This is a genomic window from Streptomyces sp. 4N124, assembly GCF_052245395.1.
Taxonomy (GTDB): domain Bacteria; phylum Actinomycetota; class Actinomycetes; order Streptomycetales; family Streptomycetaceae; genus Streptomyces.
The window spans coordinates 67,232-89,553 of record NZ_JBQQBS010000023.1; the positions used below are offsets into that span (position 1 = coordinate 67,232).

At 70.7% G+C, this 22,322-nt stretch carries 21 protein-coding genes and 1 riboswitch; of the genes, 5 read left to right on the forward strand and 16 right to left on the reverse strand.

The window, feature by feature from the left end:
* Positions 1 to 3 precede the first annotated feature (3 nt).
* The 3 genes from ACTWQO_RS23430 to ACTWQO_RS23440 form a co-directional block, all read right to left on the reverse strand.
* Positions 4 to 1,101, reverse strand: a complete 1,098-nt coding sequence (locus ACTWQO_RS23430; protein WP_443239300.1) for a phosphotransferase family protein — start codon at positions 1,099 to 1,101, stop codon at positions 4 to 6.
* A gap of 46 nt (positions 1,102 to 1,147) precedes the next feature.
* Entirely contained in the window at positions 1,148 to 2,263 is a 1,116-nt protein-coding gene (locus ACTWQO_RS23435; protein ID WP_443239301.1) for a hypothetical protein, read from the reverse strand.
* Between the two features lie 350 nt (positions 2,264 to 2,613).
* The gene (locus ACTWQO_RS23440) at positions 2,614 to 3,786 is read right to left on the reverse strand and encodes an acyl-CoA dehydrogenase family protein (protein WP_443239302.1); all 1,173 of its coding nucleotides are present in this window, start codon (positions 3,784 to 3,786) and stop codon (positions 2,614 to 2,616) included.
* A 321-nt stretch (positions 3,787 to 4,107) separates the two neighbouring features.
* Between ACTWQO_RS23440 and ACTWQO_RS23445 the strand changes: the two genes are divergently transcribed.
* Positions 4,108 to 5,340 (forward strand): glycoside hydrolase family 18 protein, encoded by a 1,233-nt coding sequence (locus ACTWQO_RS23445; RefSeq protein ID WP_443239303.1) that lies wholly within the window; start codon positions 4,108 to 4,110, stop codon positions 5,338 to 5,340.
* Positions 5,341 to 5,396: 56 nt separating this feature from the next.
* Here ACTWQO_RS23445 and ACTWQO_RS23450 read toward each other — a convergent pair whose 3' ends face one another.
* The 3 genes from ACTWQO_RS23450 to ACTWQO_RS23460 form a co-directional block, all read right to left on the reverse strand.
* Entirely contained in the window at positions 5,397 to 6,056 is a 660-nt protein-coding gene (locus tag ACTWQO_RS23450) for a TetR/AcrR family transcriptional regulator (RefSeq protein ID WP_443239304.1), read from the reverse strand.
* A gap of 66 nt (positions 6,057 to 6,122) precedes the next feature.
* Positions 6,123 to 6,269 carry an SCO1431 family membrane protein gene (locus ACTWQO_RS23455; RefSeq protein ID WP_443239305.1) on the reverse strand — a complete coding sequence of 49 codons (147 nt, stop codon included), beginning with the start codon at positions 6,267 to 6,269 and terminating at the stop codon, positions 6,123 to 6,125.
* Positions 6,270 to 6,335: 66 nt separating this feature from the next.
* The gene (locus tag ACTWQO_RS23460; RefSeq protein WP_443239306.1) at positions 6,336 to 7,688 is read right to left on the reverse strand and encodes a peptidase C39 family protein; all 1,353 of its coding nucleotides are present in this window, start codon (positions 7,686 to 7,688) and stop codon (positions 6,336 to 6,338) included.
* A gap of 202 nt (positions 7,689 to 7,890) precedes the next feature.
* Between ACTWQO_RS23460 and ACTWQO_RS23465 the strand changes: the two genes are divergently transcribed.
* On the forward strand, positions 7,891 to 8,511 hold the full coding sequence (locus tag ACTWQO_RS23465; protein WP_443239355.1) for a uridine kinase family protein: 621 nt from the start codon (positions 7,891 to 7,893) through the stop codon (positions 8,509 to 8,511).
* A 436-nt stretch (positions 8,512 to 8,947) separates the two neighbouring features.
* Positions 8,948 to 10,810: an AAA family ATPase gene (locus tag ACTWQO_RS23470; protein WP_443239307.1), complete on the forward strand. Its 1,863-nt coding sequence runs from the start codon at positions 8,948 to 8,950 to the stop codon at positions 10,808 to 10,810.
* Between the two features lie 137 nt (positions 10,811 to 10,947).
* Here the strand turns inward: ACTWQO_RS23470 and ACTWQO_RS23475 are convergent, their stop codons facing one another.
* From ACTWQO_RS23475 to ACTWQO_RS23515, 9 genes are all read right to left on the reverse strand, one after another.
* Positions 10,948 to 12,033, reverse strand: a complete 1,086-nt coding sequence (locus tag ACTWQO_RS23475; RefSeq protein ID WP_443239308.1) for a hemolysin family protein — start codon at positions 12,031 to 12,033, stop codon at positions 10,948 to 10,950.
* Positions 12,030 to 13,358: a hemolysin family protein gene (locus ACTWQO_RS23480; RefSeq protein WP_443239309.1), complete on the reverse strand. Its 1,329-nt coding sequence runs from the start codon at positions 13,356 to 13,358 to the stop codon at positions 12,030 to 12,032. The genes ACTWQO_RS23475 and ACTWQO_RS23480 overlap by 4 nt, the downstream gene beginning before the upstream one ends.
* Before the next feature lie 174 nt (positions 13,359 to 13,532).
* Positions 13,533 to 13,976, reverse strand: a complete 444-nt coding sequence (locus tag ACTWQO_RS23485) for a PH domain-containing protein (RefSeq protein ID WP_443239310.1) — start codon at positions 13,974 to 13,976, stop codon at positions 13,533 to 13,535.
* A 15-nt stretch (positions 13,977 to 13,991) separates the two neighbouring features.
* Positions 13,992 to 14,840, reverse strand: coding sequence for an ATP phosphoribosyltransferase (gene hisG, locus ACTWQO_RS23490; RefSeq protein ID WP_443239311.1), 849 nt, complete (start codon positions 14,838 to 14,840; stop codon positions 13,992 to 13,994).
* Between the two features lie 44 nt (positions 14,841 to 14,884).
* A complete protein-coding gene (locus ACTWQO_RS23495) occupies positions 14,885 to 15,157 on the reverse strand; it encodes a phosphoribosyl-ATP diphosphatase (RefSeq protein ID WP_055636932.1) in 273 nt (90 codons plus the stop codon).
* A 34-nt stretch (positions 15,158 to 15,191) separates the two neighbouring features.
* Positions 15,192 to 15,677, reverse strand: coding sequence for a 6,7-dimethyl-8-ribityllumazine synthase (gene ribH / locus ACTWQO_RS23500; RefSeq protein WP_362947672.1), 486 nt, complete (start codon positions 15,675 to 15,677; stop codon positions 15,192 to 15,194).
* A 20-nt stretch (positions 15,678 to 15,697) separates the two neighbouring features.
* Positions 15,698 to 16,987 carry a bifunctional 3,4-dihydroxy-2-butanone-4-phosphate synthase/GTP cyclohydrolase II gene (locus ACTWQO_RS23505; RefSeq protein ID WP_443239312.1) on the reverse strand — a complete coding sequence of 430 codons (1,290 nt, stop codon included), beginning with the start codon at positions 16,985 to 16,987 and terminating at the stop codon, positions 15,698 to 15,700.
* Complete coding sequence (locus tag ACTWQO_RS23510; RefSeq protein WP_443239313.1) at positions 16,984 to 17,625, reverse strand: nicotinamide mononucleotide transporter family protein; 642 nt, start codon at positions 17,623 to 17,625, stop codon at positions 16,984 to 16,986. The genes ACTWQO_RS23505 and ACTWQO_RS23510 overlap by 4 nt, the downstream gene beginning before the upstream one ends.
* Positions 17,622 to 18,227 carry a riboflavin synthase gene (locus tag ACTWQO_RS23515; protein WP_443239314.1) on the reverse strand — a complete coding sequence of 202 codons (606 nt, stop codon included), beginning with the start codon at positions 18,225 to 18,227 and terminating at the stop codon, positions 17,622 to 17,624. Before ACTWQO_RS23515 ends, ACTWQO_RS23510 begins: the two co-directional genes overlap by 4 nt.
* A gap of 148 nt (positions 18,228 to 18,375) precedes the next feature.
* Positions 18,376 to 18,506, reverse strand: a riboswitch (FMN riboswitch).
* A 404-nt stretch (positions 18,507 to 18,910) separates the two neighbouring features.
* Here ACTWQO_RS23515 and ACTWQO_RS23520 point away from each other — a divergent pair.
* Positions 18,911 to 19,666, forward strand: coding sequence for an SDR family oxidoreductase (locus ACTWQO_RS23520; protein ID WP_443239315.1), 756 nt, complete (start codon positions 18,911 to 18,913; stop codon positions 19,664 to 19,666).
* Positions 19,667 to 19,682: 16 nt separating this feature from the next.
* Here the strand turns inward: ACTWQO_RS23520 and ACTWQO_RS23525 are convergent, their stop codons facing one another.
* A complete protein-coding gene (locus ACTWQO_RS23525) occupies positions 19,683 to 21,002 on the reverse strand; it encodes an ROK family transcriptional regulator (protein WP_443239316.1) in 1,320 nt (439 codons plus the stop codon).
* Positions 21,003 to 21,110: 108 nt separating this feature from the next.
* Between ACTWQO_RS23525 and ACTWQO_RS23530 the strand changes: the two genes are divergently transcribed.
* Positions 21,111 to 22,322, forward strand: a complete 1,212-nt coding sequence (locus ACTWQO_RS23530; protein WP_443239317.1) for an MFS transporter — start codon at positions 21,111 to 21,113, stop codon at positions 22,320 to 22,322.

Here is a 22,322-nt window from a genome sequence, read left to right on the forward strand (position 1 = left end):
CGCTCAATCCCAGTAGCTGCCCTGCACCATGGCTCGCAGGCTGCCGTGGTGCAGGATCAGTGTGTCCGGGTCCGCTGGCAGGTCGACTTCTCCGAAGTGGACCTGGCGGTAGGCGACGCGCAGCATGACGATGGCGTGCCGCAGTGCGGCGTACAGCGTGTAGAAGTCCATGTCGCGCGGGGTGTGGCCGGTGAGGCGCGCGTAGCGCTCCTCGACCCGGTCGCGGCGCAGGAAGTCCGGTAGGCCGCGCTGCCCGAAGGCGACGGTCAGGTCGTGGAAGAAGCGGTGCAGGTACACGGTCCAGCCGAGGTCGACCTCGCGCGGGGCGAGCGCCGCCATCTCCCAGTCGAGGACGGCGGCGGGTTCGAAGCCGTCGTACACGACGTTTCTGATGCGTGCGTCGCCCCAGTTGAGCACCGGCGTGCCCGTTTCGCGCAGCCAGAGTTCCTTGAGCCGCTCGAAGGCGTCCTCGATGAGGGGTGAGCGGGCGAGTCCGTCGACGACCCAGGCGTAGTAGGCGCGTTGAGCCGTGACGTGGCGGCGCAGGGCGTCGCCGTCACCCGGCAGGGCGAGGAAGTCGGCCTCACGCGGCGGAACTTGGTCGTGCAGCCGGGCCAACAGCCCGATGGTCGCCGCCTCCAGATACTCACGCTCCGCATCGCTCGCCGCGTGCAGCCAGTTTCCCTCGTACGTGTAAGGCATGACGTCCGGCGGCACCCGCCCCTCCACGCGCTCCATGACGAAGAACGGCGCCCCGAGCGGGCCGGGGTCCTCCTCCAGCCACAGCACCCTGGGCACCGGGAGGTCGGTGTGCTGGGCGACCAGGCGCAGGGTGCGGTACTGGCGGGGCATGTCGTACACCGGGAAGACGGTGTACGCCGCCGGGTCCGCCGCGAGCCTCAATGCGCAGGCGCGCAGGGGTGGTTCGGGGTGTTCGAGGTCGAAGAGCAGGGTCTCGCTGGACATGCCGTTCGAGGCGGGGACGGTGACGCGGACTGCTTTGGCGCCGGGCAGCCGGGTACCGAGCCAGACGGTGAGGCGGCGGGCGACCTCCTCGGGGTCGCGGGTGGTGGTGCGGGGCCGGGGTGCGGTGGGTGCCATGTCACACACCACCGCTGGGCGCCATGAGTGCCATGTCACACACCACCTAGGGCGCGACCGACGTGAAGTCCGCGAACCCGCTCGGATCATGCCGTCCGAACGACCCATGCTCGAAGATCCCGTACCCCACGCGCCCGTCCAGCCGGAAGCGCGCGGCATGGTCGGTGACGCCGTACGCGGCCAGGGCGTGCGGCGCCGAGAGGTCGTACGTGCGGCGGTCGGTCCAGCCGTGGCCGCGCCAGGTGCCGTGCTGCCAGTCGTCGGCGGGCGGGTAACCGGCGCCGATCGCGAGCGGGGAGGAGGTCAGGATCTCCACGTCCAGTTCCGTCGGCTTGCGTATGTCGCCGAGGTGGATGAGGGCTCGTTCCGGATGCCGGGTGCCGGAGCGGTAGCCGATCTCGGCCTGCGGCCAGCCGAGTTGGCGGTCGCGGTGGCCGCGCCGGACGAGGGTGGCGTCGTTGAGCGAGCGGTGGCCGTCGGCGTCCTCCTGGGTGATGACCATCAGGAAGCGGTCCTCGAAACGGACCGGGCACCAGATCCAGTGGAAGCCCTCGGTCGGGTGCTCCTCGGCGAACCGGCCGCCGTCCTCACCGGGGATCGGGCGCACACCCCAGCTGCGGTCACGCGTCCCGGTCCACGCCCCGGCGTCGAGGCGTATCTCCTGCCCACCGGCGCGCATCCAGCCGTCGCAGTGGCCCGCCTGGACGAAGCGCCTGCCCTCCAGGGTGAGTCGGGCGCCGCGCCGCTGGAGGTGGTGCGGCTCCCACAGGGCAGGGAAGTCGGCCGACCAGTTGATCTCGTACGACAGCCCGTCCGGGTCCGCCGGATCGGCCGCGCAGCTCAACACGAAGTCCTGCAGCGGCCGTTCGACGAGGATGCGCAGCGGCCCGACCCTGAGCCGCATCCGGTCCTCTCCCAGCGCGTCCGACGCCCGCACCGCGTGCAGTGTGTCCCCCACCCGCAGGGTCGCGTACGCGTCGACGACGCCCACGTTCGGATACACGCCGAGGCCGAGGATCAGCAGCGCCCGTCCCTCGTGGTCGATGACGTGGAAGATGCAGCGGTCGTACGCGTTCCGGTCGCCGGTCGCCACGTGCTTCATGGACAGGGGGACCTGGTGCACCGGGTACTCGTCGAGCGGTACGGGACGATCGTCGGCCACGGCATACCTCCCTGGAGGCGGTGCGACTGACGGTACGTCAGGTAATCGGAGGAAACCATATACGGAGCAATACGTCCGCGAACTCACAGACGATTTCGCCGCTCGGTGACCTGCCGATCGGCCCGGGCGTTGGCCAGGTATGACCCCCACCTATCCGGCGACGGGACGAGCCCGCCGGGTGTTCGTTCCGGCGCCCGCAAAATCGGTTCCGCCGGCGCCGCCGCAGCCCCAGGATCCCCCCATCTACCGCGATCTCATGCGCAAGTGGGCCGACCGCGGGCGCACCCTGCCGGGGCGCCACGACCCGGAGTGGAACCGGCTCGCGGCGCCGCCGCGCGGACTGAGTCAGGTCAGCGGGTCTCGGGACCCGCGAGATGACGGGCGATGACCATCCGCTGGATCTGGTTGGTGCCCTCGACGATCTGCAGGACCTTGGCCTCGCGCATGTAGCGCTCGACCGGGAAGTCGGCCGTGTAGCCGTACCCGCCGAGGACCTGGACGGCGTCCGTGGTGACCTTCATCGCCGTGTCGGTGCAGTGCAGCTTGGCCATGGCGGCCTGCTTGGCGAACGGCCGGCCGACGTCCCGCAGCCGCGCCGCCGCCAGATACAGCGCCCGGCCCGCCTCGATCTGCGTCGCCATGTCGGCGAGCAGGAAGCGCAGCCCCTGGAAGTCGGAGATCGGGCGCCCGAACTGCTGCCGTCCGGTGGCATACGCCAGCGCCTCGTCGAGCGCCGCCTGGGCCAGGCCGATCGCGCAGGCCGCGATGCCGAGCCGCCCGGAGTCGAGCGCGGCGAGGGCGATCGCGAAGCCCTGCCCCTCGTCGCCGATCCGCCGTTCGTCGGGCACCCGCACCCCGTCGAAGTGGACCTGCGCGGTCGGTGACCCCTTCATGCCCATCTTCTTCTCCGGCGCCGCCGCGCTCAGCCCCTCCGCGTCGGCGGGCACCAGGAACGCGGTGATCCCGCGCGCGCCCTCCGCGCCGGTGCGGGCCATGACGGTGTAGAAGTCGGCGACCCCGCCATGGGTGATCCAGGCCTTCGTGCCGGTGATCACCCAGTCATCGCCCTCCCGCACGGCCTTCGTCCGCAGTGAGGCGGCATCCGAGCCGGACGACGGCTCGGACAGGCAGTACGCGCCGAGCAGTCCGCCGCCGAGCATGTCGGGCAGGAACTCGACCTGCTGCTGCTTGCTGCCGTAATTGGCGAGGGCATGGCAGGACAGGGAGTGGACGCTCACCCCGAGGCCGACGGTGAGCCGGGCCGCGGCCAGCTCTTCGAGGACCTGGAGATAGATCTCGTACGGCTGGTCGCCGCCGCCGTACTCGGAGTCGTACGGCAGTCCGAGGAGGCCGGATTCCGAGAGCAGGGTGAAGATCTCGCGCGGAAAGCGTCCGGTGTCCTCATCCTCGGCCGCCTTCGGGGCGATCTCGCGCTGAGCGATGTCACGGACGAGGGCGAGCAGATCCCGTGCCTCGTCCGTGGGCAGTTGTCGGTCCACCGGCTGCGGGGTGCGGTCGGTCATGGCGACGCTCTCCTCCCTGACGGGCACTGACGGGCGCGCCTGGTGGGTGGGGCGGCTCCGACGGTCTGTCTCGATGCGGGCCGTGCTCGGGTTCTCCCGGGTTGCGGAAGGTTCTGACCAGCGGCTCTGCGCTGTGAGTATGCCCGATCGAAGGCTCGCCGTCACCAGTTAACGACCGCTTACTCAAGGTAAATTCAAGGCGCCGAAAATTGGTCCGAACCATTGACCTACTGGTCTAGTCCTCCTACTGTGGCGCACCACCGCTTGACCGCGTTCATGCCAATCGGCCCGCGCTCCCTCTCCCCCACGAGGAGACACCCGATGCACCGACCCCACCGTCCCCGCGCCCGGTTCCGGGCCCTGCTGTCGGCCGTCTGCTGCGCCGTCCTCGGCGCCGGACTCCTCGCCGGCGCGAGCACCGCCACGGCCGAACCCACCAAGAAGGCAGCCGCCGGGTCCAAAGTGATCGGCTACTTCACCGAGTGGGGCACCTACGACCGCAAGTACTACGTCAAGAACATCGAGACCTCCGGCTCGGCGGCCAAGCTCACGCACATCAACTACGCCTTCGGCAATGTCACCGGCGGCAAGTGCGCGGCGGGCGACAACTACGCGGCCACCGAACGGACTTACACCGCCGCCGAGTCGGTGGACGGCGTCGCCGACACCTGGGACCAGCCGCTGCGCGGCACCTTCAACCAGCTGCGCGAGCTGAAGAAGAAGCATCCCGGCCTCAAGGTCCTGTGGTCCTTCGGTGGTTGGACCTGGTCGGCCGGTTTCGGCGAGGCAGCCAAGAACCCGGCCGCGTTCGCCCAGTCCTGCTACGACCTGGTCGAGAACTCCAAGTGGGCGGATGTCTTCGACGGCATCGACATCGACTGGGAGTACCCGAACGCCTGCGGCGCCACTTGCGACACCAGCGGCCGGGCCGCCTTCAAGAACCTCATGCAGGCACTGCGCGCCAAGTTCGGTACCGGCAACCTGGTCACCGCGGCGATCACCGCCGACGCGACCGCGGGCGGCAAGATCGACGCGGCGGACTACGCGGGCGCTGCCCAGTACGTGGACTGGTACAACCCGATGACCTACGACTTCTTCGGCGCCTGGGACGCGGCCGGCCCCACCGCACCGCACTCCCCGCTGACCTCGTACACCGGCATCCCGAAGGCGAACTTCCACTCCTCGGCGACCATCGCGAAGCTCAAGGGCCTCGGCATCCCGGCCTCCAAGCTGCTGCTCGGCATCGGCTTCTACGGCCGCGGCTGGACCGGCGTCACCCAGTCGGCACCCGGCGGCACCGCGACCGGCCCGGCGGACGGCACCTGGGAGGACGGCATCGAGGACTACAAGGTACTCAAGACCAAGTGCCCGGCGACCGGCACCGTCGGCGGCACCGCGTACGCCAAGTGCGGGACGAACTGGTGGAGTTACGACACCCCCGCGACCATCGCGACCAAGATGACGTACAAGAACCAGCAGGGTCTGGGCGGCACGTTCTTCTGGGAGCTGAGCGGCGACACGGCCGGCGGCGAGCTGATCAAGGCGATCAAGTAGCCCCATTCCACGGGGGCTTGGGGCGGAGGACCACGAGACCTCCGCCCCTTGGGCTGTCAGGGGTCCCGGCGGGCGGGCTGGGGAGCGGGGTAGGACGGGTCCAGTTCTTCGATGGCGCGCATCGCGCCGCCCAGTGACTTGACCAGCAGCTCGCGCATGACGTCGCGGGAGAGTTCGGGGCGGTCGATCCAGTCCAGGGCGGCGCCTTCGACACTGCACACCCAGGCGAGCAGGCCCATGCGGGCCAGCGGGGCGATGTCGCTGCTGCCGTACGCACCCTCGGCGATGGTCGCGACGATCGCCTCGCGCACCCCGTCCCGGATGGCGTGCACCTCGGCGTCGAAGCCGACGCCGCCGCTGACGATGGTGCGGTAGGCGGCCTGGTTGTGCTCGGCGTAGCGCAGATAGCTGTCGATCGTGCGGTGGACGCGGTCCACCGGCGGCAGTTCGAGACCGCTTGCGGCGTACGTGACCAGGTCGGCGACGGAGTCGTTGATGATCGCCAGGTAGTAGCCGCGCTTGGACTGGAAGTAGTAGTAGATCAGCCCCTTGGCCACATGCGCCTGCCGGGCGATGTCGTCCATCGAGAGCGCGTCGTAGGACGTGTCGGCGAACAACTTCCGCCCGATGGCGATGAGTTCGGCGCGCCGCGCCAGCGAGCGCTCAGTGCTGCGCACCCGTGGACGTTCAGCGTCGCGCTGTTGGCTGATATTCAATTTCGACCCTGGTCTTCAACGGGCTGCGGGACATCCGCAGTATGTCAGGTCGAACAGGGGATCAGGTCACAGCAGTCCGAGTTGGGCCACGAGCATCGCGACCACCACGACGAGGGTCCAGCCCATGACGTGCTCGAGGATCTTCGGGCCGTCGTCCTTGGGGCCGCCCGTCCGGGCGCGGACGCGGGAGACTGTGGCTGCGTTCGCGGTCATGATGTCCACCTTGCCAGCATCAGGGCCTTTTGCGGCCGAGACCTTGCTCACAGCCCGGCGGACGCGTCAGCTCACGCCCACGGCCGCAAGCGCCAGGCGCTGCTGCGCGGTCGGCTGCGCGGGGAAGTAGAGGTAGCAGACGCCGCCCGTGCCGGAGACGACGTCGCCCGCGGCGTTGTAGCGCTTGGTACGGAGCCAGATGTTCTCCCACTCGCGGCGCTGGTAGACGCGTCGCACCGCCTCGTTGCTCGGCGATGCCGGGTCATTGGCGATCACATCGCCGTCGCCCGTGAACCCGATGACCGTCATCAGATGCCCGGCGGTCCCGTACCCAGCCCCCGTCAGCTCGCCGGCCAGGAAGGACTGGGACGTCATGGCCGGAATGCCGGCCGCGATCAGCGTCTCCAGGTCGGTGAGCGAACCGAGCCGGGTGACCACGCCCTGGAGCCCCTTGAAGGTGGCGGCGTAGGCGGCGTTGAACGGCCAGTTGCCGCAGCCCGCGTACTGGTGGTCGTAGGTGAACCGGGCAGCGTGGCACACCTGCGGATCGGCGTACGACGGGTCGACCCAGGCCAGCTGCTCGGGTGTGAGACGGCCGCCCCAGTACTCGATGATCATCTGCGAGGAGGTGGGGCTGCACCAGGCCTCGCCGCCGTTGTCGTACTCGGGGTACTGGCCCTGGTGAATGTCCTGCGAGTAGCGCGGGACGGCCAGCTCCCGGGCCAGGCCCGGCGTGGAGGCCGGGACGGTGAAGCGGTCGGGGACGTCGGAGCCCATCGCGCCCAGCCGCCACACGGTCGGGGTGCTCTTCGTGCCCGGCTTGCGGTAGAGGGTCAGTCGCAGCCGGTACGACGCCAGCCGCGGGGCCGTCGACGGGTCGTCGATCGCGAAGGTGTCCGTCGCGATGCTGCTCCTGCCGTCGCTCTGGTCGTCGACCGACGTGCGCTTGATGTCCCGGTCGCCGGCGGCCCAGCGGCCCATCACGTACCAGGGGGTGTTCGTGCCGTCCGTGTACGTCCCCCGCAGCTCGACCTGGAGCCAGCTGCCGCCCGGGGTGTGCGCGTTCCAGGACGCGATCGCCTCGGCCGAGGGGACGGAGAGCCGGTGGACGGGGGACGTCCAGGTCGCGTACTCCCAGGTGGCCGTCCTGCCGGTGTGCGGGTCGGTGTAGTCGACGGTGCCCGCGGGGACGTCGAGTACGACGCCGGGGCGAGCGCCGGCGACGGCCCGGGTGCCGCGGGCGGTGCCGTCCCGCCAGTCCGCGTACGTGGTCCAGGCGCGGTTGTCGACAAACCTGGACCGGGCCTGCGCGGGGTCCTCGGCGTCCTCGGCGGCGGCGGGGGCCGGGCCGCCCGCGACGGCCGCGACGACGGCGGCGGCCAGGACGCTTCTGCGGGAGGGCTGTTCGGCTCTGCTCATGGGCGGCAAACCCCCAGGTGTCCGAGTCGGGGCAGGTCCGGTGCACGGTGGTGCGCCCACTATGGACGGAGGCGATGTGCTCGGGCCAGCACATCCACTGATGCCACACCCACCAATATTGGTGTCGACCACTGTCACGACCTGCGGCGCAGCCCCGCGCCTAGAATGAATCCACCCCCTTTCCGCACCCCCGGGAATCACGATTCACGACCTCGCCCTCCGGCTCCGCCGCCTCCGCCCGTCCTGCGGCCCGGTCCGTCTGATCGGGATCGACGGACACGCCGGCTCCGGAAAGTCCACGTTCGCCGGGCAGTTGGCCGCCGCGCTGGGCGGCGCTCCCGTGCTCCGTCTCGACGACATCGCCAGCCATGAGGAACTGTTCGACTGGACGGACCGGCTGCTGGCCCAGGTGATCGAGCCGCTCGCGCAGGGCAGGACCGCGCGCTATGCCCCGTACGACTGGCGCGCCCGCCGCTTCGGACCGGACCTCCTCCTGCCGCCCGCACCCGTGATCCTCGTCGAGGGCGTCGGCGCCGGACGCCGGGCACTGCGCCCGCACCTGGCTCATCTGCTGTGGATGGAGTTGCCGCACGAGGAGGCCTGGACGCGAGGGCGGAACCGGGACGGGGAGGAACAGCGGGAGTTCTGGGCCGGGTGGGTCGAGGCGGAGCGGCGGCATTTCGCCGATGACCCTTCGCGCCCCTTCGCCGACCTCCTGGTACGACAGTGCGAAAAGGGATACAAGGTGTGTCCGGGGCCGGTTGGAATGGTTGGTCCGGACCGCGAAATCACACACGGTGACGGGCCATCGGCAATGTGCTGAACTTGTGAAGACCCGCGCGTTCGAACTTCGCGGAGTCCCCCAACTCGGCTTGACCGGGGGGCCGTACAGGTCTTACGTTCTCAATGAGCGGCCATTTGAGTGCCGCCTACAGACGCGAAGCCCCCGGTTGTTCCCCCGTGATCGGGGGCTTCGTTCTGCCCTCTCCACCTATTTCGGGCGCTGCCCGGCATGATTCGCTCACCCTCGGTCACCGAGCCGAGTGCGCCCCATCTGCTCCCACCTCGTCAAACGGCCCGTGCGGCACCCTGGGGCGGGCCATGCCCCCGCAGGTACGATGCCCTCGTTGCGACCTTCGGACGGCTGCTCTGCGCACCGTTGCAACTCCGGTCCGCGGTAGGGCGGTTCGAGCAAGGCTGCCGACGGGCACCGGGCCCGGCGGCGAACCGAACGGGGGCACGGTTTGTGGGGGGACGTGATGGACTTCGGCACGCAGGGCCCCGAGGCCCCGGCCGACCTGGCCTGGCTGCGAGGCGTCGATGCCTACACGATGGGCGCCTATCCACAGGCGGAGGAGGAGTTCCGGACCGCCGTGCGGATGGACCCCGGGATGGCCGACGGCTGGCTCGGACTCCATGCGCTGCGCGTGGACACGACGACCGCGCTGCTCAGGATGTTCCGGCACCGGGACCGCTTCGGCGAACAGCGCGCCCGGCACCGCCGCACCCTCAACTCCTGGTACTGGCTGGGCTGGTGGGTGCAGCCCGTGCTGGAGAGCCCTCGCGATCTGCTGCTCGCGCACGCCTCCCACTGGCTGGACGGCCGCCACGTCCCTGAACTCGACCGGGCCCTCGCGAGCCTGCCGCCGGTGGACACCGACCATCAGGTCCGCTTTCTGCACGCCTGCCGGTCCTATCTGGTCAAGGACTGGGAACAGCTCGTCCGGCACACCGACCCGCTGATCGACGACCAGATGCTCGGCATCGAGGCGGGTCTGTTCGGCGGCATGGCCCGGGTCCGCCTCGAGATGTACGGCCAGGCCGAACCCCTTCTCTCGGCGGCCCTGATGCGCTGCCGCAGCGAGCAGCCCCAGCGCAAGGAGCTGCGCTACTGGCTGGCCCGGGCGCATGAGGGGACGGGCCGGTCGGCTGCCGCCCTCCCGCTCTACCGTGCGGTGCACCGCGTCGACCCCGCCTTCATGGACACCTCGGCCCGGCTCGCCGCGATCGCCGAGGGCGACGGATACGACGACGCCACCGGCCTCGCGGCGATCACGCTGTCCGGTGGGCAGGACGTCGCCGACGGGCCGGACGCCCTGGACCCGCTCTTCGGCACGGAGGGCCGGGACCTCAAGCTGTCCGGGCCCGACCTGCCGCCGACCGGACCGCTGCCGTCGGTGATCGATCCGGCGGTGCGGGAGAAGTCCATCGTCCCGACGCCACCCCTCCCGGCCGGCCCGACCGACCCCGCATTACTCGAGGAGGCGCTCGCCGAGCTCGAGCGCATGGTGGGTCTGGAACCGGTCAAACGCCAAGTCAAGGCGTTGTCCGCGCAGTTGAACATGGCCCGGCTGCGGGCCGGTCAGGGACTGCCGGTCCAGCCGCCCAAGCGGCACTTCGTGTTCTCCGGGCCGTCGGGGACGGGGAAGACGACGGTGGCGCGGATCCTGGGGCGGGTCTTCTACGCCCTCGGCCTGCTCGGCGGCGACCATCTGGTGGAGGCCCAGCGCGCCGACCTGGTCGGTGAGTACCTCGGCCAGACAGCGGTGAAGGCCAACGAGCTCATCGACTCCGCGATCGGCGGCGTCCTCTTCGTCGACGAGGCCTACTCGCTCTCCAACTCCGGGTACGGCAAGGGGGACGCGTACGGCGACGAGGCGCTGCAGGTGCTGCTGAAGCGGGCCGAGGACAACCGCGACCACCTCGTGGTGATCCTGGCCGGATACCCCGAGGGCATGGACCGTCTCCTCGCCGCCAACCCCGGCCTGTCCTCCCGCTTCACCACCCGCGTCGACTTCCCCTCCTACCGCCCCCTCGAACTCACCTCCATCGGCGAAGTGCTGGCCGCGGAGAACGGGGACGTCTGGGACGAAGAGGCGCTGGACGAGCTGCGGTCCATCGCGGGGCATGTCGTCGACCAGGGGTGGATCGACGAGCTGGGGAACGGGCGGTTCCTGCGGACGCTGTACGAGAAGAGCTGTGCGTACCGGGATCTGCGGTTGTCGTCCTATCCGGGGACGCTGACGAGGGACGACTTGTCGACGTTGCGGTTGCCAGACCTCATGCAGGCGTATGGGGAGGTGCTGTCGGGGAGGGGCCCGCAGGACCCGTCCGCCATGTGACCCCGCTGAGCCTGCGGGCATGCGTGCCGCCTGGGGCGGCACGGGTGGGCGCTGGGGGTCCCCCCTCTGGGGGAGGCACCCCGTAAGCGCGGGCGAGCGAACGCCCGCCCGCGCCACCACGCCGGGCCCGGCCCCAGCTAGCTGGCCAGCATCTCCTCCGGCGCCCCCGACCGAGGCTCGGACACCTTCGGCACAGCGGTCACCGCGCGATGCGCGGGATCCCGCACCTCGCCCACCAACAGCTCCAGTACATCCTCCAGCGCCACAAGCCCCAGCACCTTCCCGGCCCCGTCGGCCACCTGCGCGAGGTGCGTCGCGGCACGCCGCATCACGCTGAGCGCGTCATCCAGCGGCAGTTCCGACCGCAGCGTCGTCATCGGCCGCCAGATCCGCTGCGGCACCGCCCGCTCGGACTCCTCCAGGTCGAGTACGTCCTTGACGTGCAGGTACCCCATGAACGCCCCGTTGTCCGCGACGACCGGGAAGCGCGAGTACCCGGTGCGGGCGGTGAGCGCGATGATCTGGCCCGGGGTGACCGAGGGACTGACCGTCACCAGCGACTCGCGGCCGAGAAGCACGTCGGTGACCGGACGGGAGCCCAGTTCCAGCGCGTCCTCCAGCCGCTCCTGCTCCTCGGGGCCGAGCAGACCCGCCTGGCCGGAGTCCTCCACCAGCCGGTTGAGCTGCTCGCTGGTGAAGACCGCCTCGACCTCGTCCTTCGGCTCGACACGGAAGAGCCGAAGGATGCCCTGGGCGCAGGCGCCGAGGGCGACGGTGATCGGCTTGCAGAGGCGGGCGAAGGCGACCAGGCCGGGGCTGAGCCACAGCGCGGCCTTCTCCGGGGCGGCCATCGCGAGGTTCTTCGGGACCATCTCGCCGATGACGAGGTGGAAGAAGACGACGGTGGCCAGGGCGATGACGTAGCCCAGCGGGTGGATCATCGCGTGCGGGAGATGGATCCACTCGAAGAACGGTTCCAGGATGTGCGCGACCGTCGGCTCGGCCACCGCGCCCAGCGTCAGGGAGCAGACGGTGATGCCGAACTGGGCGGCGGCCATCATCTGCGGCAGCCGCTCCAGGCCGTACAGCACCTGCCGGGCCCGGGCGGTGCCGAGCGGTTCGATCTGGCTGCGGCGTACGGAGACGAGGGCGAACTCGGCGCCGACGAAGAAGCCGTTGGTGAGCACGAGCAGTCCGGCGAACAGAAGTTGGAGCACGCTCATCGGACGGCCTCCGCGGCGACGAGGGCCGTCCTGACCAGCCGAACCCGCTCGGCGCGGTAGTGGCCGACCTGGCGCACCGCCAGCCGCCAGCCCGGCAGCTCGGCCTTGTCGCCGACGGCCGGGATCCGGCCGAGCAGGTCGGCGACCAGGCCCGCGACCGTCTCGTACGGTCCTTCGGGCACGTCGAGGCCTATGCGCTGGAGGATGTCGACCCGGCAGCTGCCGTCGACATCCCACGCGGGCCTGCCGTCCTCCGGCGGGGCCGGGGCGAGTTCGGGCATGTCCTGACCGTCGTGCTCGTCACGGACCTCGCCGACGATCTCCTCGACGATGTCCTCCAGGGTGACGACACCCGCCGTACCGCCGTACTCGTCGACGACGACGGCGATGGGCTGCTCGCTGCGCAGCCGGGCCAGCAGGGGCTGCACCGGCAGGGTCTCGGGGACCAGCAGCGGGGTCTGCGCGATCCGGGTGACGGGGGTGCGCAGCCGTTCGCGCGAGGGGACCGCCAGGGCGTCCTTGAGGTGGACCATGCCGACGATCTCGTCGATCCGCTCCCGGTAGACCGGGAAGCGGGACAGACCGGTGGCGCGGGTGAGATTGACGACGTCCTCGGCGGTCGCCGACGACTGCAGCGCGCTGACCTTCACGCGCGGGGTCATGACGTGCTGTGCGGTCAGCTCGGCGAGCGACAGGGTCCGTACGAACAGGTCCGCGGTGTCCTGTTCCAGGGTGCCGGCGCGTGCGGAGTGCCGGGCCAGGGAGACGAGTTCGCCGGGGGTGCGGGCGGAGGCCAGCTCCTCGGTGGGCTCGATGCCCAGCATGCGGACCAGCCGGTTGGCGACCGCGTTCAGCCCGGCGATCACCGGGCGGAACAGCCGCGCGAAGGCGTGCTGCGGGCCGGCGACGAAACGCGCGACCTGCAGCGGGCGGGAGACCGCCCAGTTCTTGGGCACGAGTTCGCCGATCACCATCTGCACGGCCGAGGCCAGCAGCATGCCGACGACCACGGCGACGCCGGGCACGGCGCCGTCGGGGATGCCGATCGCCGTGAGCGGGCCGTCCAGCAGCTGGGCGAGCGCCGGTTCGGCGAGCATGCCGACGACGAGGGAGGTGATGGTGATCCCGAGCTGGGTGCCGGAGAGCTGGAAGGACAGCTCCTTCAGCGACTCGACCACCGTACGGGCGCGTTTGTCGCCCTCGGCGGCGGCCTTCTCGGCGTCCGGGCGCTCGACCGTCACCAGGCCGAACTCGGCCGCCACGAAGAAGCCGTTGGCGAGAATCAGCAGGAATGCCGCTGCGAGGAGCAGCAAGGGGGTGGTCATGCCGCCGCCTCGATATGTCGGGAGGGGGCGGCGCAGGTACTACAGGACGATCCGTCCATCGCTGGAAGGAGTCCCTCCTCGGGTAGCAGGGTGCCTCTGAAGACCGGGTGGAACATCAGAGACGGAGGCGCAACGAATACGCCTCCGCCAACAGATTAATCAAGACATGGCCTTCTACGTCAGATCCCTCATCGAGTGTGCTTCGGCGAGCGCCCGCAGGGTCCTGGCGTCGGCGATGGCGCGCTGCTTGGCGATGCCCGGCTGGATGCCGAGCGCGGGCAGGCTGGTGCCGTCGCTGAGGTTGAGGAACACCCAGGGGTCGCCCGGGCGCAGGTTCACCTGAAGGATTTCGGCCCATTCCAGACGGCGTCGGCTGGCGATGTTCACGACGGTCACCCCGGACTCGTCGGCGACCACTTTCGGCCGGGTGAGCATCAGGAGGACTCCGCAGAGCAGGGCCGCCGTGAAGATGAAGCTGAGGCGCTCGCCCGGGCTGAGCTGTTCCAGCAGCAGCGCGACCGTCGTGATGACGACGAAGATCGCGGCCGCGGCGGTGAGCAGGACGGCCCGGGTGCGAGCCGGCCGGAAGGTGACGGGGAGGGCGGGCAGGTCGGACATGTTCTCCACTGCCTCTCAGAGGCGGCAGGCGTGGATGGCCGTGGTCAGGATGGCCCGGGCGCCGATGTCGTACAGGTCGTCCATGATCCGCTGGGCTTCCTTGGCGGGGACCATCGCACGGACGGCGACCCAGCCCTCGTTGTGCAGCGGGGACACGGTCGGGGACTCCAGGCCGGGCGTGAGCGCGACGGCCTTCTCCAGCTGCTCGACGCGGCAGTCGTAGTCCATCATCACGTACGTCCGGGCGACCAGGACGCCCTGGAGGCGGCGCAGGAACTGCTGCACCTTGGGCTCCTCGCCGTTCTCGCCGGTGCGGCGGATCACGACGGCCTCGGACTTCATGATGGGCTCGCCGATGACCTCGAGGCCCGCGTTGCGCAGGGAGGTGCCGGTCTCGACGACGTCCGCGATGACCTCGGCGACACCGAGTTCGATGGCGGTCTCGACGGCGCCGTCGAGGTGGACGACGGAGGCGTCGATGCCGTGGTCGGCGAGGTGCTTGGCGACGATGCCCTCGTAGGACGTCGCGACCGTCATGCCGTCCAGGTCCTCGACGCCCTTGGCCGTGCCCGGCTTGGTGGCGTAGCGGAAGGTGGAGCGGGCGAAACCGAGCGGGAGGATCTCCTCGGCGTTGGCGCCGGAGTCGATGAGCAGGTCGCGACCGGTGATGCCGATGTCGAGGCGGCCGGAGGAGACGTAGATGGCGATGTCGCGGGGGCGGAGGTAGAAGAACTCGACCTCGTTGTGCGGGTCGACGATCCGCAGTTCCTTGGACTCGCGGCGCTGCTGGTAGCCGGCCTCATGCAGCATCTCCGCCGCAGGGCCGGACAGTGAACCCTTGTTGGGGACGGCGATGCGCAGCATGAGGTCGGCTTCCTTTGCTTGAAGGGTGGTGCGGGGGACGGGATTCACAGGTGGGCGTAGACGTCGTCCAGGGAGATGCCGCGGGCGACCATCATCACCTGAACGTGGTAGAGCAGCTGCGAGATCTCCTCGGCGGCCGCCTCCTTGCCCTCGTACTCGGCGGCCATCCAGACCTCGGCGGCCTCTTCGACGACCTTCTTGCCGATGGCATGGACGCCCTTCCCGACCAGTTCTGCGGTGCGGGAAGTGGCGGGGTCGCCGGTGGCGGCCTTCTGCTGGAGCTCGGCGAAGAGCTCCTCGAACGTCTTCTTGGACATGGTGGCGCCCACTTTACGCGTTTGGTCGACCGACCTAACGCCACGGCTCGGATACTGAGCGGAGGGTCGCCGCCGTCGCCACCGCGGCCGTCACCGCCTCGTGTCCCTTGTCCTCGTTGGAGCCGGGCAGCCCGGCCCGGTCGAGGGCCTGTTCGTCGGTGTCGCAGGTCAGCACGCCGAAGCCGATGGGGACGCCGGTGTCGACGGAGACCTGGGTGAGGCCCTGGGTGACGCCCTGGCAGACGTACTCGAAGTGGGGGGTGCCGCCGCGGATGACGACACCGAGGGCGACGATCGCGTCGTAACCGCGGCCCGCGAGGACCTTGGCGACGACCGGGAGTTCCCAGCTGCCGGGGACCCTCAGGAGGGTCGGCTCGTCGATGCCGAGGTCGTGCAGGGCGCGCAGGGCACCGTCCACCAGGCCGTCCATCACCTTCTCGTGCCACTGTGCCGCGATGACGGCGACCCGCAGGTCCCCGACGTTGCGTACGGACAGTTCCGGTGCACCCTTGCCGCTCACGTCTCTCCTCGGTTCTGTTCTTACTGGTTGCCGCACGTGGACACGACCGGCGTGTCCAGCCAGGGCAGGTCGTGCCCCATCCGGTCCCGCTTGGTGCGCAGGTAGCGGAGGTTGTGCTCGCCCGCCTGTACGGGCATCGGCTCGCGGCCGTTGACCTTGAGGCCGTGCCGGACGAGCGCGTCGGTCTTGTCCGGGTTGTTGGTCATCAGGCGCACGCTGCGGACGCCGAGGTCCTCGAGGATCTGGGCACCGGCGCCGTAGTCCCGGGCGTCGGCGGGCAGGCCGAGTTCCAGGTTGGCGTCGAGCGTGTCGCGGCCGCGCTCCTGAAGCTCGTACGCCCGCAGTTTGGACAGCAGCCCGATGCCGCGGCCCTCGTGGCCGCGCAGGTACACCACCACTCCCCTGCCCTCGGCCTGGATGCGCTCCAGGGAGGCGCTCAGTTGGGGGCCGCAGTCGCAGCGCAGGGAGTGGAAGATGTCGCCGGTGAGGCATTCGGAGTGGACGCGGACGAGGACGTCCTCGCCGTCGCCGATGTCGCCGTGCACCAGGGCGACATGTTCGACGCCGTCGACGGTGGAGCGGTAGCCGTACGCCGTGAAGTCGCCGAAGGCGGTGGGGAGTTGGGTCTCGGCCTCGCGGCGGACGGTGGGCTCCGAGGTGCGGCGGTAGGCGATCAGATCCTCGATGGAGATGATCGTCAGGCCGTGCTTGCGGGCGAACGGGATCAGTTCGGGGAGGCGGAGCATACGGCCGTCCTCTCCCGCGATCTCGACGATGGCGCCGGCCGGGCGCAGCCCCGCGAGGCGGGCGAGGTCGACGGCGGCCTCGGTGTGGCCGTCGCGCACCAGCACGCCGCCGGGCCGGGCGCGCAGCGGGAAGATGTGGCCGGGGCGGACGAAGTCGTCGGCCTGGGCTTCGCCGCCCGCGAGGAGTTGCAGGGTGGCGGCGCGGTCGGCGGCGGAGATGCCGGTGGTCACGCCGTGCGCGGCGGAGGCGTCCACGGAGACGGTGAACGCGGTCTTCATGGACTCGGTGTTGTCGTCGACCATCTGCGGCAGCCGCAGCCGGTCCAGCTCACCGCCCTCCATGGGGGCGCAGATCAGGCCACGGCACTCGCTCATCATGAAGGCGACGATCTCGGGGGTCGCCATCTCGGCGGCGATGACGAGGTCGCCCTCGTTCTCCCGGTCCTCGTCGTCGACGACCACGACCGGGCGGCCGGCGGCGATGTCGGCGATGGCCTGCTCGATCGGGTCGAGCGACCAGTCCTCGATGTTGTCGGTGCTGTACAGGACGGGTGCCGCACTCATGCCGGCGCTCCTTCCAGAACGGGCCGCGCGTCCTCGCGGGAGCGCAGCCACCAGTCGCGCATGCCCCACAGGACGAGCGCGCCGTAGATGACGTAGACGAAGCCGGAGAAGGCGTAGCCGTTGGCGAAGTTGAGCGGCACGCCGACCAGGTCGACGAGCAGCCACGCGAACCAGAACTCGACCATGCCGCGGGCCTGGGCGTACATCGCGACGACGGTGCCGACGAAGATGTACGCGTCCGGCCAAGGGTCCCAGGACAGGGTCGGGTATGCCTTGAAGAGCAGGGCCACCGCGACCGTGCCCGCCGCGGCGGCGGCGATCATCGCCGCGCGCTCGCGCCAGGTGGCGAACCGGACGGAGATGTGGCCGTCGGCCGCGCGGTCCTTGCCGCGCTGCCACTGCCACCAGCCGTACAGCGCGACGGCCATGACGACCGCCTGCTTGCCGGCGCTGCCCGTCAGATGGCCGAAGAAGGCGCCGAAGAGGATGAGGCCGGCGGCGAACTGCACCGGCCAGGTCCACAGGGAGCGCCGCCAGCCCAGGGCGAGGGCGATCAGACCGAAGATGTTGCCGACCATGTCCGACCAGATGATGTGCTGGTCGAAGAGGACGAACGCCTCGGCGTTCAGCCAGTTCACCGGTCCGCCCCTCGGCCCGCCGCGAGCAGCCGCTCGACGTACTTGGCGATGACGTCGACCTCGAGGTTGACCGGGTCGCCGGGCTGCTTGAGGCCGAGCGTGGTCAGGGCGAGGGTGGTGGGGATCAGGCTGACGGAGAAGTGGTCGGGGCCCGCGTCGACGACGGTGAGGCTGATGCCGTCGACGGTGATGGAGCCCTTCTCGACGACATAGCGCGTGAGGCCCGCGGGGAGGGAGATCTTCACGATCTCCCAGTTGTCGGACGGCTTGCGCTCCAGGACCTCGCCGGTGCCGTCGACATGGCCCTGCACGATGTGGCCGCCGAGGCGCGCGCCGACCGCGGTGGGGCGTTCGAGGTTGACGCGGGAGCCCACGGCGAGGACACCCAGGCTGGAGCGGTTCAGTGTCTCGGCCATGACGTCGGCGGTGAACTCGTCGCCTTCGTGGTCGACGACGGTGAGACAGACACCGTTCACGGCGATGGAGTCGCCGTGCTTCGCGCCCTCGGTGACGACGGGGCCGCGCAGCCGGAAACGGGAGGCGTCGCCGAGATTCTCGACGGCGGTGATCTCGCCCAGCTCTTCGACGATTCCGGTGAACACTTCCCGGGTCCTCCTGCCTCTTCGGGCACGGACTCCGGGGCTGTCGATGACGACAGAATGTACGGACTGCGGCACTGGGGGGCGACGCCGGACGGACCCGTCCCCGAGGGAACGAGCAAGATCGGCGGCGCGCACGAATGCCCGCCCGCCGCGCACTGCCTCCCATCCGGACTTTAACCGTCGGTCCAGGAATTTCACCTGGTCAACCGATCGCTGGAGGCGATCGGGTCGCGGACTGTAACCGCCGGTTCGGACTTTCACCGACCCCGGAGTGCGCTGCTTCTGGTACAGAGCCAGTGTGCCACGCCTGATCGAGGTCCATACGGGTGAAGGGTGTGGAGTGGCTCACAGGCGGCGTGACTGGACTTCCCGGGCGGGTCGTGGCGGGCCCAACTCCCGCCCCGGACGGCGGCCTTGAGATTGGTCCATACCTATTGACGTTGTGGTCTAGTCCTTTCTAGGGTCCTTTGACAAGGTCTCATCCCGAGCAGACCGGCCCGGCGGCGGTGACGACGGCCCTTGCCCGCCGTCGGGCCCTCCCATCCCCCGCCCGTGTGCCCTCTGGCAGGGTGACGTCATGACCATCGCGTCCAGGGATGCGGGCGGTGGTGAACCCCGAGAAGCTGGAGTTCGCACGACGTCGGCTCGGCGAGAGCGCCCGGCGCGGAAGGGACTGAAGCAGCATGACCACGATCCTCGTGACCGGCGGTACCGGAACACTCGGCCGAAGCGTCACCGAGCGGCTGCGCGCGGACGGGCACGAGGTGCGGGTGCTCAGCAGGCACAGCCGGCCGTACGCCGTCGATCTGCGCGAGGGCGGCATCGGACTGGACGCGGCCGTCGCCGGTGTGGACACGATCGTGCACTGCGCCTCCAGCCCGCGCGGCGGCGACGAGCAGGCGGCGGAGCGTCTCATCGCGGCCGCGCACCGGGCGGGCGTGGGACATCTGGTCTACATCTCGATCGTCGGAGTGGACCGGGTGCCGTTCGGCTACTACAAGTCCAAGCTCGCCGTGGAGAGGCTCGTCGGGGACTCAGGGCTGGGCTGGACGGTGCTGCGTACGACCCAGTTCCACGACCTGCTGGCGCAGGTGTTCGGGGCGCTGGCCAAGCCGCCCGTGATGCTGCTGCCGGCCGGTGTCTCCGATCAGCCGATCGAGGTCGCCGAGGTCGCGAACCGGCTCGCCGAGCTGGCCGCGGGCGCTCCCGCCGGGCGCGTCCAGGACATGGGAGGACCGGAGGTGCGGTCCTTGGAATCGCTGGCCCGCGCGTATCTGGCGGCGACCGGGCGGAAGCGGCGGATCCTGAACGTGCCGCTGGCGGGCAAGGCGTACCGGGCGTTCCGCGCGGGCGGACACCTCACGCCGGAACTGGCCGTGGGCAAGGGGCCGTTCGAGGAGTACCTCGCGGCTCGGTTCGGAGCGGGGCGACGGCCCTGAGCACCCTGTGCGTCGGTTACCGCTCTCCCCGCGCGAACAGTTCCTCCTGAGCCCCGTCGCGAGCGGTCAGCAGTGCTCCACGCAGCACCGCGCCGCCGCCCAGGCTGCTGGCGCGTACCTCCGTGGGCAGCGGTGACATCCGGGCGAGCCGCCGGTGCACCCGAGCCGCCAGCTCATCCCCACCCGCCCGGCCGACCTCGCCCGCCAGCACGACACAACCGGGGTCCAGTACGGAGACGACGGCGGCGACGCCGAGGACCACGCGGTCGGCGAGGGCGTCGAGGAAGCGGTGGGCTGCCTCGACGTCGGCGGTCGCGTGGTCGGCACCTCCGGTGCGATCGGCGCTCCCCTCACCATCACGCCCGCCGGCACCGACCAGGTCTTCCCCAGCCGCTGCCGTCACCCGCCCCACCGCCGCCCGGACCAGCCGCACCGCATGCGGCTCGTCGGCCGCGCCGGATGCCGTGACCCCGTGCTCCGCCGCCAGCGTCGCGATGGCCGCCGCGCCGGCCAGGGAGTGGAAGCCGCCCTCGCAGTCGGTCGCCGAGGGCAGGCCGGTGGTGCCCGGTACCGGCAGGAAGCCGAGTTCGCCGGTGCCGCCGGAGGCGCCGCGGCGGAGGCGGCCGTCCAGGACGACGGCGGCGCCGATGCCCATGCCGAGCCAGAGCAGGACGAAGGTGTCGCGGTCCCGGGCGGCGCCGTCGCGCATCTCGGCCAGGGCGGCGAGGTTGGTCTCGTTCTCGACGTTGACGCGGGCGTCCGGGAAGCGTTCCTGAAGGACGGCCACCAGTCGGCGATGCCACTCCGGCAGACCCGAGGAGTCCCGGAGTTCACCGTCGGCCGGGTCGATCAGGCCGGGCGCGCCGATCCCCACGGTGTGCAGCCGCCCCCACTCCTGGGCGGGCGCGCGTGGAGGCGCCGCCAGCGTCCCGGCCTCTTTCACCGCGCACTCGACCAGGGTCACCGCCTGCTCCACCGCCGGTCCCGTGCCGGTGTCGTCGCCGATCGGCACGGACGCCTCGGCGAGCACCCTGCCGAGCAGGTCGGAGACGACGACGGAGACGCCCTCGGTGCGGACGTCGAGCGCGGCCAGATGGGCCCGGTCGGCGACGATCCCGTACACCTTCGCGTTCGGCCCGCGCCGCTGCTCGCCCGACTCCCCCACGACCTCGATCAGTCCGGCGGCGGCGAGGCGTTCGACGAGGTCGGCGACGGTCGGCCGGGACAGGCCGGTCAGCTGCTTCAGCTGCCCCGCCGTCAAGGGGCCCTCCTGCTGGAGCAGACGCAGGGCGAGCCGGTCGTTGATGGCTCGGGCGGTACTCGGGGATGCGGGCATGCCGGGATCCTTCCAGATCGGGCGACCGGTAATCCGCTATCTATCAGGCAGGGTTCCTGATAGTTTACGCGGCGCGAGTGGGACCAAGAGCCAGGGAGGGGCCGGAGAATGAGTGCAGTGGTGTACGACCTTCGTGAGGTGAGGCGGGCCCGGTATGCCGTGGCCGCCGTCTTCGCCGTGCACGGCGCCGTCACCGGCTCCTTCGCGACCCGGGTGCCCTGGATCCAGGACCATGCCGGGGTGAGCGCGGGCCAGTTGGGGCTCGCCCTCGCCTTCCCGGCGCTCGGCGCCTCCGTCGCGATGCCGCTCGCGGGCCGGATCAGCCACCGCTTCGGCGCCCGGACCGCCCTGCGCGGCCTGATCGCACTGTGGACGCTCTCACTGGTCCTGCCCGCCCTCGCCCCGAACCTGCTGACGCTCTGCCTGGCCCTGTTCACGTACGGCGCCACGGCGGGCATGTCGGACGTGGCGATGAACGCGCTCGGCGTCGAGGTGGAGAACCGCCTGGGCCGGTCGATCATGTCCGGCCTGCACGGCATGTGGAGCGCGGGCGCCCTGATCGGCTCGGCGGGCGGCACGCTCGCCGCGCACCTCGGCGCGGACGCCCGGCTGCACCACGCGCTGGCGGCGGCCGTCCTGACGGTACTCGGCGTGGTCGCCTGCTCCTGGGTGCTCGACCTCCAGCCCGCCGAGGACGAGGAACCGCCGCCCCGCTTCGCCCTGCCGCCCAGGTCGGCGCTGCTCATCGGCGCGATCGGGTTCTGCGCGGTGTTCGCGGAGGGCGCGAGCCTGGACTGGTCGGCGGTCTATCTGCGTGACCAACTGGAGGCCTCGGCCGGTCTGGCGGCGGCCTGCACGACGGGCTTCACGCTCACCATGGCGATCGCGCGGATCGCCGGGGACAAGGTGGTGGACCGGTACGGCTCGGTGCGCACGGTGCGCACGAGCGGCGTCCTCGCTGTCCTCGGCGGGCTGCTGATCGTCGTCTCGGATCATCCGGCGGTGGCGATGAGCGGCTTCGCGCTGATGGGCCTGGGCATCGCCGTGGTCGTCCCGCTGTGCTTCGCCGCGGCGGGCCGCAGCGGGTCCAACCCCAGCCTGGCCATAGCGGGCGTCGCGACGATCACGTACACCTCGGGCCTGATCGCGCCGAGCGCGATCGGCACGCTGGCCCAGGCGACCAGCCTGGTGGTGTCGTTCGGGCTCGTGACCGTACTGTCCGGCGGGATCGTCGCCTTCGCGAGCGTGCTGCGCGCGGGCGACCGCGACCGGCCGAAGGTCAGCGCGCCGGACACGGCGGTTGTCGACCCTCGGCCCTGA